10 protein-coding genes are annotated in these 11040 nt (G+C 67.5%); 8 read left to right on the top strand and 2 right to left on the bottom strand.

The window, feature by feature from the left end:
- The 8 genes from carA to metK form a co-directional block, all read left to right on the top strand.
- The coding region (gene carA, locus ADBZ5N_RS13800; RefSeq protein ID WP_526258245.1) for a glutamine-hydrolyzing carbamoyl-phosphate synthase small subunit at nt 1–1055 on the top strand (1055 nt) is incomplete at its 5' end.
- Nucleotides 1055–4396, top strand: a complete 3342-nt coding sequence (gene carB, locus ADBZ5N_RS13795; protein WP_526258243.1) for a carbamoyl-phosphate synthase large subunit — start codon at nt 1055–1057, stop codon at nt 4394–4396. The genes carA and carB, both read left to right, overlap by 1 nt.
- 2 nt (nt 4397–4398) lie before the next feature.
- Entirely contained in the window at nt 4399–5247 is an 849-nt protein-coding gene (gene pyrF / locus ADBZ5N_RS13790; RefSeq protein ID WP_526258249.1) for an orotidine-5'-phosphate decarboxylase, read from the top strand.
- 390 nt (nt 5248–5637) lie between these two features.
- Nucleotides 5638–5949, top strand: a complete 312-nt coding sequence (mihF, locus tag ADBZ5N_RS13785; protein ID WP_526258241.1) for an integration host factor, actinobacterial type — start codon at nt 5638–5640, stop codon at nt 5947–5949.
- A gap of 56 nt (nt 5950–6005) precedes the next feature.
- The gene (gene gmk, locus ADBZ5N_RS13780) at nt 6006–6623 is read left to right on the top strand and encodes a guanylate kinase (protein WP_526258238.1); all 618 of its coding nucleotides are present in this window, start codon (nt 6006–6008) and stop codon (nt 6621–6623) included.
- Between the two features lie 67 nt (nt 6624–6690).
- Nucleotides 6691–6990, top strand: coding sequence for a DNA-directed RNA polymerase subunit omega (gene rpoZ / locus ADBZ5N_RS13775; RefSeq protein WP_526258236.1), 300 nt, complete (start codon nt 6691–6693; stop codon nt 6988–6990).
- 22 nt (nt 6991–7012) lie between these two features.
- The gene (gene coaBC / locus ADBZ5N_RS13770) at nt 7013–8260 is read left to right on the top strand and encodes a bifunctional phosphopantothenoylcysteine decarboxylase/phosphopantothenate--cysteine ligase CoaBC (protein ID WP_526258234.1); all 1248 of its coding nucleotides are present in this window, start codon (nt 7013–7015) and stop codon (nt 8258–8260) included.
- A gap of 67 nt (nt 8261–8327) precedes the next feature.
- Nucleotides 8328–9539 (top strand): methionine adenosyltransferase, encoded by a 1212-nt coding sequence (gene metK, locus ADBZ5N_RS13765; protein WP_526258232.1) that lies wholly within the window; start codon nt 8328–8330, stop codon nt 9537–9539.
- Between the two features lie 60 nt (nt 9540–9599).
- Here metK and ADBZ5N_RS13760 read toward each other — a convergent pair whose 3' ends face one another.
- Together ADBZ5N_RS13760 and ADBZ5N_RS13755 are read right to left on the bottom strand one after the other, a co-directional pair.
- Entirely contained in the window at nt 9600–9986 is a 387-nt protein-coding gene (locus ADBZ5N_RS13760) for a hemophore-related protein (protein WP_526258230.1), read from the bottom strand.
- A 69-nt stretch (nt 9987–10055) separates the two neighbouring features.
- Nucleotides 10056–11030 (bottom strand): alpha/beta hydrolase, encoded by a 975-nt coding sequence (locus tag ADBZ5N_RS13755; RefSeq protein ID WP_526258247.1) that lies wholly within the window; start codon nt 11028–11030, stop codon nt 10056–10058.
- Nucleotides 11031–11040 lie beyond the last annotated feature (10 nt).

Genomic DNA, 11040 nt, shown 5'->3' with positions numbered 1-11040 from the left:
GCCAGACTCTCGGTGAAGCGGTGTTCTCCACCGGGATGTCGGGCTACCAGGAAACTCTCACCGATCCCAGCTACCACCGTCAGATCGTGGTCGCCACCGCCCCGCAGATCGGCAACACCGGGTGGAACCAGCAGGACAGCGAGAGCCGCGGCGAACGAATCTGGGTGGCCGGCTATGTGGTGCGCGACCCCTCACCGCGGGCATCGAACTGGCGGGCCACCGGAACCCTCGACGAGGAACTGGCCCGCCAGGGGATCGTCGGTATCGCCGGGGTCGACACCCGCGCGATCGTGCGGCGTCTGCGCACCAAAGGGTCCATGCGGGCCGGTGTGTTCTCCGGTCCGGCACTGGCCGAGCACGCCGAACTCGTCGACCGGGTCCGCAACCAGCCGTCGATGCTGGGGGCAGACCTGTGCGGCGAAGTCAGCACCAGCGACGGCTACATCGTCGAACCCGACGGTGCGCAACGGTTCACCGTCGTCGCTTTGGACCTGGGTATCAAGACCAACACCCCCCGCAACTTCGCAGGCCGCGGCATCCGCACCCAGGTGCTGCCCTCGACGGCCACATTCGAGCAGATCGCCGACCTGGCACCCGACGGGGTCTTCCTGTCCAACGGCCCCGGCGATCCGGCCACCGCCGACCGCGTCGTCGCGGTGACCCGCGAGGTGCTCGGAGCCGGGATCCCTCTGTTCGGAATCTGTTTCGGCAATCAGATCCTGGGCCGCGCCCTGGGCCGATCGACCTACAAGATGGCCTTCGGGCACCGCGGCATCAATGTGCCGGTGATCGACCACGCCACCGGGCGGGTTGCCGTGACCGCCCAGAACCACGGCTTCGCCCTGGAAGGTGAAGCGGGGGAGCGCTTCGAGACCGACTTCGGGCCGGCCGTGGTCAGCCACACCTGTGCCAACGACGGCGTGGTGGAGGGCGTGAAACTCGTTGACGGTCGCGCTTTCTCAGTCCAGTACCACCCGGAGGCGGCGGCCGGTCCACACGACGCCAATTACCTCTTCGACCAGTTCGTCGACCTGATGGAAGGGGGCCGCCGCTAATGCCGCGCCGCACCGATCTCAACCACGTCCTGGTAATCGGCTCCGGGCCGATCGTCATCGGGCAGGCCTGCGAGTTCGACTACTCGGGCACCCAGGCCTGTCGGGTTCTGCGCTCGGAGGGTTTGACGGTCAGCCTGGTGAACTCCAATCCGGCGACGATCATGACCGACCCGGAATACGCCGACTACACCTATGTCGAGCCGATCACGCCCGACTTCGTCGAGAAGGTGATCGCCCAGCAGGCACAGCGTGGCAATCCGATCGACGCACTGCTGGCCACCCTCGGGGGGCAGACCGCGCTGAACACCGCGGTCTCGTTGTACGAGAATGGGGCCCTGGACCGCTACGGGGTGGAACTCATCGGCGCCGATTTCGAGGCGATTCAGCGCGGTGAGGACCGGCAGAAGTTCAAAGACATCGTCGCCAAGGTCGGCGGGGAGTCGGCCAAGTCCCGGGTGTGTTTCACCATGGACGAGGTCCGCGATACCGTCGCCGAACTTGGCCTGCCGGTGGTGGTGCGGCCGTCGTTCACCATGGGCGGTCTGGGCTCGGGCATGGCGAAGTCGGTCGAGGACGTCGAACGGATGGCCGGGGACGGATTGGCTGCCTCGCCGAGTGCGAATGTGCTCATCGAGGAGTCGATCTATGGCTGGAAGGAATACGAACTCGAGTTGATGCGCGACGGCAACGACAACGTCGTGGTGGTCTGCTCGATTGAGAATGTCGACCCGATGGGTGTGCACACCGGTGACTCGGTGACCGTTGCGCCGGCGATGACGCTGACCGACCGCGAGTATCAGGTGATGCGCGATCTGGGCATCGCGATCCTGCGCGAAGTCGGTGTGGATACCGGCGGCTGCAACATCCAGTTCGCGGTCGACCCCGCCGACGGCCGGTTGATCGTCATTGAGATGAACCCGCGGGTGTCGCGCTCCAGCGCGTTGGCATCCAAGGCCACCGGATTCCCGATCGCCAAGATCGCCGCGAAGCTGGCCATCGGCTACACCCTCGACGAGATCCTCAACGACATCACCAAGGAAACCCCGGCCTGCTTCGAGCCCACCCTGGACTATGTGGTGGTCAAGGCGCCCCGGTTCGCCTTCGAGAAGTTCCCCGGCGCCGACCCGACGTTGACCACCACGATGAAGTCGGTGGGCGAGGCAATGTCGTTGGGCCGCAACTTTACCGAAGCCCTCGGCAAGGTGATGCGCTCGCTGGAGACCACCCGGGCGGGGTTCTGGACCGGCGAAGACGAGGACGGCTGGGTGGAGGACGTCCTGACCCGGCTGCGCACGCCCACCGAGGGTCGGCTCTACGACATCGAACTGGCGCTGCGACTGGGCGCGGGCGTGGAACAGGTCGCCGAAGCCTCCGGGGTGGACCCGTGGTTCGTCGAACAGATCAACGGTCTGGTCGCGTTGCGCGGGCAACTGCTGGAAGCGCCGGTCCTCGATGAGGTCCTGCTGCGCCGCGCCAAGCACAACGGCCTGTCCGACCGGCAGATCGCCGCGCTGCGACCGGAGTTGGCCGGCGAGGCCGGGGTTCGCTCGCTGCGCCAACGGCTGGGCATTCGCCCGGTGTTCAAGACGGTCGACACCTGCGCCGCCGAGTTCGAGGCCAAGACGCCGTACCACTACTCCAGCTATGAGCTCGACCCGGCGGCAGAGACCGAGGTCGCGCCGCAAACCGAGAAACCCAAGGTGCTGATCCTGGGTTCGGGTCCGAACCGGATCGGTCAGGGCATCGAATTCGACTACAGCTGCGTGCACGCGGCCACCACCCTGTCGCAGGCGGGGTTCGAGACGGTGATGATCAACTGCAACCCCGAGACGGTCTCCACCGACTACGACACCGCTGACCGGCTCTACTTCGAACCGTTGACCTTCGAGGACGTGCTGGAGGTCTTCCACGCCGAGTCCGCCTCCGGACAGGGCGGCCCCGGCGTGGTCGGCGTCATCGTGCAGCTGGGCGGACAGACTCCGCTCGGCCTGGCCCACCGCCTGGAGAAGGCCGGCGTTCCGATCGTGGGCACCCGCCCCGAGGCCATCGATCTGGCCGAGGACCGCGGCCGGTTCGGCCAGGTGCTGATCAACGCCGGACTGCCGGCGCCCAAATTCGGCACCGCCACCAGCTTCGAGGAGGCTCGCGAAATCGCCTCGGCCATCGGCTACCCGGTGCTGGTACGGCCCTCCTACGTGCTGGGCGGGCGCGGTATGGAGATCGTGTACGACGAGAAAACGTTGCACGGCTACATCACCCGGGCCACCCAACTGTCACCCGAACACCCGGTTCTGGTGGACCGGTTCCTCGAGGACGCCATCGAAATCGACGTCGACGCCCTCTGTGACGGCACTGAGGTCTACATCGGCGGGGTGATGGAACACATCGAGGAGGCCGGCATCCACTCCGGGGACTCCGCATGCGCTCTGCCGCCGGTGACACTGGGCCGCAGCGACATCGAGGCGGTCCGTCGCGCCACCGAGGCGATCGCCCGCGGGGTCGGCGTGGTGGGCCTGCTCAACGTCCAGTACGCGCTCAAGGACGACGTGCTCTACGTCCTGGAGGCCAACCCGCGGGCCAGTCGGACCGTCCCGTTCGTGTCCAAGGCCACGGCCGTCCCGCTGGCCAAAGCCTGCGCCCGAATCATGTTGGGGGCCAGCATTTCCCAGCTTCGTCAAGAGGGCCTGCTGATCCCCGATGGTGACGGTACCGCCCCGGATCCGAGGGCGCCCATCGCGGTCAAGGAGGCGGTCCTGCCGTTTCGGCGGTTCCGCCGGGTGGACGGGTCCGGAGTGGACTCCCTGCTGGGACCGGAGATGAAGTCCACCGGCGAGGTGATGGGAATCGACAAGGACTTCGGCAGCGCTTTCGCCAAGAGCCAGACCGCCGCCTACGGGTCGCTGCCCACTTCAGGCACCGTCTTCGTCTCGGTGGCTAACCGGGACAAGCGGTCGCTGGTCTTTCCGGTCAAGCGACTGGCTGATCTCGGGTTCCGGGTGCTGGCCACCGAGGGCACAGCGGAAATGCTGCGCCGCAACGGGATACCCTGCGACGTGGTCCGCAAGCACTTCGAGGCACCGGGACAAGGCCGTCCGGAAATGACGGCGATCGACGCCATCAACGCCGGCGAGGTCGGGATGGTGATCAACACCCCGTACGGCAACTCCGGGCCCCGGATCGACGGCTACGAGATCCGCTCGGCGGCGGTGGCGATGAACATCCCCTGCATCACCACCGTGCAGGGCGCCTCGGCGGCGGTGCAGGGCATCGAGGCCGCCATCCGCGGCGATATCGGGGTGCGCTCATTGCAGGAACTGCACGCCGTGCTCGGCGGCCATTGAGTATGGTCCCCGGCGATAGAACCCCCGGTGGGTTCGGCCAGCGTCTGGCCGCGGCCATCGACGTCCGCGGACCGCTGTGCGTCGGTATTGATCCCCATCCGGGCCTGCTGATCGACTGGGGTCTGCCGGGCACCGCCGAAGGACTGGCCCGGTTCTGCGACATCTGCGTCCAGGCTTACGGCGGCTTCGCCGTGGTCAAACCGCAGGTCGCGTTCTTCGAGGCCTACGGTTCGGCCGGGTTCGCGGTGCTGGAGCGCACCACTGCAGCTTTGCAGTCACAGGGTGTGCTGGTACTGGCCGACGCCAAGCGCGGCGACATCGGATCGACCATGGCGGCCTACGCGCAGGCATGGGCCGGCGACGGGCCTCTGGCCGCCGACGCCGTCACCGCGTCGCCGTATCTCGGCTTCGGCTCACTGGCTCCGCTGCTGGAGGTCGCCGCTGCCCACGACCGGGGTGTGTTCGTGCTGGCCGCCACCTCCAATCCGGAGGGGGCCGGTGTCCAGCGAGCCGTCGTCGGCGGCGGGCGGACGGTCGCACAGTCCATCGTCGATGAGGCTGCGGCGGTCAACCGCGGCACCGCCCCGCAGCCCGGCTCGGTGGGTGTGGTCGTCGGGGCGACCCTCAAACCCGCTGACGTCCCCGACCTCAGTGCTCTGGGCGGCCCCGTCCTGGTCCCTGGGGTCGGCGCCCAGGGCGGCCGCCCGGACGCCCTGGCGGGCCTGGGTGGGGCGGGCCGCGGGCAGTTGATCCCCGCGGTGTCCCGGGAGATCTTGCGGGCCGGACCGCGGCCTGAGGCGCTGCGCGCGGCCGGTGAACGGCTTCGCGACGCTGTCGCTCATCTGGCGTGAGGGCGTGCACCCACGTGCCTGGTTGCTGAGCACGACACGCGCGACACGCCGGGTTGGGGGAGAATCGGGCCGGAATTGGTTTTCCGATCCGCCCGCGACGTTGCTACGGCCTGTTCTGAGTGGTAGTAATCGCCGGTAGCAATCTCTGTCAAGTGCGGTTTCACGGTCCCGTGCCGGGCGTGTTTACGGTTGCTGGCAGCACCGGGTGGCGGGTGCCCCGAGGTTGCTTCGGGGGACGAATCCGGATCGGGTGTCCTGGCGGTTTTCGCCTGTGATGCGGGGGTCGGGTTAGATTTCGTCTGGAGGCCTGGGTACGGTCGTTGTCGCTGGCTGAAGTACCCGGCCCAGGCATAAACAATGATCGAGAATGAATTGAGACGGAGGAAACCCGTGGCACTTCCCCAGTTGACCGATGAGCAGCGTGCTGCCGCTTTGGAGAAGGCTGCCGCCGCACGTCGAGCACGTGCCGAGCTCAAGGATCGGCTCAAGCGCGGTGGCACCAACCTCCAGCAAGTGCTGAAGGACGCCGAGACCAACGAGGTCCTCGGCAAGATGAAGGTTTCCGCGCTGCTGGAGGCCCTGCCCAAGGTGGGCAAGGTCAAAGCGCAGGAGATCATGACCGAACTGGAGATCGCCCCCACCCGCCGCCTGCGCGGCCTGGGCGACCGGCAGCGCAAGGCTCTGCTGGAAAAGTTCTCCTGATCCCAAACGGATCAGACCCAGACGGATTTGATCCCGGACGGATCAGACTCGGACGGATGAGGTTGACGAACATCGGCGAAGGGCCGGACAGCCCCCGAGTCACGCGTGGACGCGTGCTCGTGCTGTCCGGCCCTTCGGCTGTCGGCAAGTCCACAGTGGTTCAACAGCTGCGGGAGCAGGTCCCTGACCTGCACTTCAGCGTGTCGGCGACAACCCGTGCCCCGCGCCCCGGCGAGGTCGACGGCCGGGATTATCACTTCGTCACCGGCGAGCGGTTCCAGCAACTCATCGAGAACGGCGAGCTGCTGGAGTGGGCGGATATCCACGGCGGTCTGCACCGTTCGGGCACTCCGGCGGCCCCCGTGCTGGAGGCGGCGGCGGCCGGGCATCCGGTGCTCATCGAGGTCGACCTGGCCGGCGCGCGCGCGGTGAAACAAGCCATGCCCGACGTGCTGAGCGTCTTTCTGGCCCCGCCGAGTTGGGATGCACTGCGTGACCGGTTGGTGGGCCGGGCGACCGAAACCCCCGACGTCATGGCACGCCGGCTGGCGACCGCCGAAGCCGAACTGGCCGCACAAGGCGAGTTCGATGTCGTCGTCGTCAACAGCCGATTGGAATCGGCGTGCGCTGAATTGGTATCGTTGCTGGTGGGAAACGCGCCGGAACCGGCGTGAGCGGTCGCGTTGTTAGACCACACGAACGGCCCACCGAATCAAGACTTACTGCCAGGAGAACGTTCACGTGACAACCACTGCCGATCACTACGATCCGGCCCCCGGTGCGGCAACCGCCTACGACACCCCGTTGGGCATCACCAACCCGCCCATCGACGAACTGCTGGACCGGGTTTCGAGTAAGTACGCCCTGGTGATCTACGCAGCCAAGCGCGCGCGGCAGATCAACGACTACTACAACCAGCTCGGCGAGGGCATCCTCGAATACGTCGGTCCGCTCGTCGAGCCGGGCCTGCAGGAGAAGCCGTTGTCGATCGCGTTGCGGGAGATCCACGGCGACCTGCTCGAGCACACCGAAGGCGAATAGCCGCGCCAGCGCGGGTCAGTCCATGAGCCGCAAGCGGATCATCGTCGGCGTCGCGGGCGGCATCGCCGCCTACAAAGCCTGCTCGGTGGTGCGCCAACTCAGCGAATCCGGGCACGACGTCCGGGTCGTTCCCACCGAGGCCGCACTGCGCTTCGTCGGGTCGGCCACTTTTGAGGCGCTGTCCGGCAACCCGGTCCGAACCGGCGTTTTCGAGGATGTTCCCGACGTCCCGCATGTGCGCCTCGGGCAGCAGGCGGATCTGGTCGTGGTCGCCCCGGCCACCGCCGACCTGCTTTCCCGGGCCGCCACGGGGCGCGCCGATGACCTGCTGACCGCAACCCTGCTGACCGCGCGGTGTCCGGTGCTGTTCGCCCCGGCGATGCACACCGAAATGTGGCTGCACCCGGCGACGGTGGACAACGTGGCAACCCTGCGGCGGCGCGGTGCGGTGGTGCTGGAACCGGCCTCGGGTCGGCTGACCGGCACCGACACCGGACCCGGGCGGCTGCCCGAACCGGAGGAAATCACCACCCTCGCCGAACTGTTGCTGTCCCGCGGCGACGCGCTGCCCCACGACCTGCACGGCGTGAAGTTCCTCGTCACCGCCGGTGGAACCCGCGAGGCCCTGGATCCGGTGCGGTTCATCGGTAACCGAAGCTCCGGCAAGCAGGGATTCGCGGTGGCCCGGGTCGCCGCCCAGCGCGGGGCGGAGGTCACCCTGATCGCGGGCAACACCGCCGGACTGGCCGACCCGGCGGGTGTGCACGTCCTGCACGTGACCTCCGCCGCTCAGCTCCACGAAGCGGTCACCAAACATGCCCCGGAGGCCCAGGTGCTGGTGATGGCCGCTGCGGTGGCGGACTTCCGGCCCGTCCACGCGGCCACCACCAAGATCAAGAAAACCGCAGAGGACACCGCCGGGCCGACCGTGGAATTGGTCCGCACCGAGGACATCCTGGCCTCCGCGGTGCGCCAGCGCGTCGACGGCGATCTGCCCAATATGCGCGTCATCGTCGGGTTCGCCGCCGAGACCGGTGACGCCAACGGCGACGTGCTGTTCCACGCCCGCACGAAGCTGTGCCGTAAAGCCTGCGACCTGCTGGTGGTCAACGCGGTGGGCGACGGCCGGGCCTTTGAGGTCGACAGCAACGACGGCTGGCTGCTGGGCGCCGACGGAACCGAGGTGGCGTTGGAGCACGGTTCGAAGACCGTGATGGCAAGCCGTATTGTGGACGCGGTCTCTGCGTTCCTGCAGGGCCGCAACGATTGACCTCCGGCGTCGATGTCGACGCCACTAAGTGATTGAGCCACCAAATGATTGATAAGGGGACTGCGCAGTGAGTGACAACGGTCGGCTGTTCACCAGCGAGTCGGTGACCGAGGGGCATCCGGACAAGATCTGCGACGCCATCAGTGATTCGGTGCTGGACTCGCTGCTCAAGGACGACCCGAAGTCCCGTGTCGCGGTGGAGACGCTGGTCACTACCGGCCAGGTGCATGTGGTGGGCGAGGTGACGACCTCGGCCAAGGAGGCTTTCGCCGATATCACCGACACCGTGCGGCAGCGCATCCTGGAGATCGGCTACGACTCCTCGGAAAAGGGCTTCGACGGGGCCTCCTGTGGAGTGAACATCGGCATCGGACGGCAGTCGCCGGATATCGCCGACGGTGTGGACAAGGCCTACGAGGTCCGTGTCGAGGGGGAGAAGGATCCACTCGACCTACAGGGCGCCGGCGATCAGGGTCTGATGTTCGGATACGCGATCCGCGACACCCCTGAACTGATGCCGCTGCCGATCGCCCTGGCGCACAGGCTTTCTCGTCGGCTGACTGAGGTCCGCAAGAACGGCACGATGGGTTACCTGCGGCCGGACGGCAAGACACAGGTCACCATCCAGTACGAGGGCACCACCCCGATCCGCCTGGACACCGTGGTGCTGTCCACCCAGCACGCCGAGGGTATTGATCTGGTCAAGCAACTGGCTCCCGAGGTCCGCAAGAACGTCGTGGACGCGGTCCTGGCGGACCTCGCGCACGAGAGCCTGGACACCTCAGACTTCCGTCTGCTGGTCAACCCCACCGGCAACTTCGTCGTCGGCGGCCCGATGGGCGACGCCGGCCTGACCGGCCGCAAGATCATCGTCGACACCTACGGCGGCTGGGCCCGGCACGGCGGCGGTGCTTTCTCCGGCAAGGATCCGTCCAAGGTGGACCGGTCGGCGGCCTACGCGATGCGCTGGGTGGCCAAGAACGTCGTCGCCGCGGGCCTGGCCGAGCGGGTCGAGGTGCAGGTGGCCTATGCCATCGGCAAGGCCGCGCCGGTGGGGCTGTTCGTTGAGACCTTCGGCACCGAGACCGTCGATCCGCACCGTATCGAGAAGGCCATCAGCGCGGTGTTCGACCTGCGGCCCGGCGCGATCGTGCGTGACCTCGACCTGCTGCAGCCGATCTACGCCCAAACCGCGGCATACGGGCACTTCGGGCGCCCGGAACTGGATCTGCCGTGGGAGCGGCTGAACAAGGTCGAGGACCTGAAGAGTTCGGTCTAACCACCCACGCAGGAAAAGCGGCTCACGGGGGGACGTGAGCCGCTTTTCTCGTCGATCAGATCAACCGATGAACTGGTTGAAGGCCCACTGGTACTCGACCGGGACCACCTGCACACCGCACTGGCTCTGCAGGCTGCTCAGCGGTGCCAGGATCGCCTTGAAATCGGCGTATTCCTGCGGATTGGTGCTGGCATAGCCCTGAATGGTCTGGGCGGCCTCAGCCTGGGGCTGCAGGGCGGCGGTCATCAACATCTTGTTGGCCGCCGGGTGGGTGTTGAGGTAGGCCCGCGCCTGTTGGGTGACCGAGGACACCGCGCTGTCCACTGCCGCCGGGCTGCAGTCCGGAGCTGCGAACGCCGACGGCGCCGCTAAGCCGGCCAGGGCGATGCCCCCGACGATGCTGCCGATTACGGCGCGGGTGACGCGCCGGGTCTGACCGGATGTCATAAGCCTTGGTTCCTCCAGGTTCGGGACGTTCGCTGTCATTGTGACTTGTCGTTTGCAGACCGACAAACGTTACTGGCAGGCCGGGCGGTGCAGAGCCTCCCGGAGCGCCGCCAACCCCCGAGCAGTGGCATCGGTGGCGGCCGGCACCACCCCGGAGTACCCGAGATAGCCGTGCACCAACGTTTCGGCGTTGTGGAACTGCACCGGCACCCCGGCGGCGGCCAGGAGTTCCGCGTAGCGGGCGCCGTCGTCCCGCAGCGGATCGTGGCCGGCCACCGCCACATAGGCCGGGGCCAGGCCGGTCAGGTCGGCGGCGCGCCCCGGCGCGAGCTCAGCAGGAGGCTCGGAGGGATCCAGGTGTCCGGCATACCAGGTAGTGAACGCGGCGATAGCCGCATGGTCCAGGACCGGCGCATCAGCGTTCTCCATGAACGAGGGCAGTGACGTGTCCCACATCGTGGACGGGTACCAGAGCAGTTGAAACGCCACGGCCGGACCTTCACCGGCCCGGACCCGGTCGCGTGATCGTTGGGCCACGACGGCCGCCAAGGTGCCGCCGGCCGAGTCGCCGGCCACCGCCAGCCGGGAGCCGTCGGCCCCGAACTGGCCGGCGTTCCCCGCGACCCAGCAGGTGGCCGCCCACGCGTCCTCCACCGCGGCTGGATACGGGTGCTCGGGGGCCAACCGGTAGTCAACCGCGACCACCACGGTCTGGCCGCGCGCGGCGTGCTCGCGGCAGGTGACGTCATGAGTGTCGAGGTCACCGAGGGCAAATCCGCCACCGTGGAAGAACATCGTCACCGGATGTGGGCCGGGTCCGGCGTCGGCTTCGGGCCAGTAGATCCGTAGCGGCAGGCGGCCGGCGGGACCGTCGATGTTGCGGTCCTCCACCAGAAGGTCCTCGTGAAGCGGGCGGCGGGGCAATTCCCGTAGCCGGCGCCGCGATTCATCGACACCGCCGCCGCTGATCAAGGTGAACGGCACGGCTTCCAGTACCTTCTGCAAGATGGCGTCAATCGGTGGTTTATCGGCGGATTCGGCCATGGGTCCACGG

This window comes from Mycobacterium sp. (genome assembly GCF_044370595.1).
Classification (GTDB): domain Bacteria; phylum Actinomycetota; class Actinomycetes; order Mycobacteriales; family Mycobacteriaceae; genus Mycobacterium.
The sequence above is the reverse complement of the archived record's forward strand: the minus strand, read 5'-3'. Positions and strand labels throughout refer to the sequence as shown.

Excerpts from the sequence above, each read along its gene's own strand:
- carB (WP_526258243.1), top strand. The coding sequence starts at position 1,055 with ATGCCGCGCCGCACCGATCTCAACCACGTCCTGGTAATCGGCTCCGGG.
- gmk (WP_526258238.1), top strand. The coding sequence starts at position 6,006 with ATGAGGTTGACGAACATCGGCGAAGGGCCGGACAGCCCCCGAGTCACG.
- ADBZ5N_RS13760 (WP_526258230.1), bottom strand. The coding sequence starts at position 9,986 with ATGACATCCGGTCAGACCCGGCGCGTCACCCGCGCCGTAATCGGCAGC.
- coaBC (WP_526258234.1), top strand. The coding sequence starts at position 7,013 with ATGAGCCGCAAGCGGATCATCGTCGGCGTCGCGGGCGGCATCGCCGCC.
- ADBZ5N_RS13755 (WP_526258247.1), bottom strand. The coding sequence starts at position 11,030 with ATGGCCGAATCCGCCGATAAACCACCGATTGACGCCATCTTGCAGAAG.
- pyrF (WP_526258249.1), top strand. The coding sequence starts at position 4,399 with ATGGTCCCCGGCGATAGAACCCCCGGTGGGTTCGGCCAGCGTCTGGCC.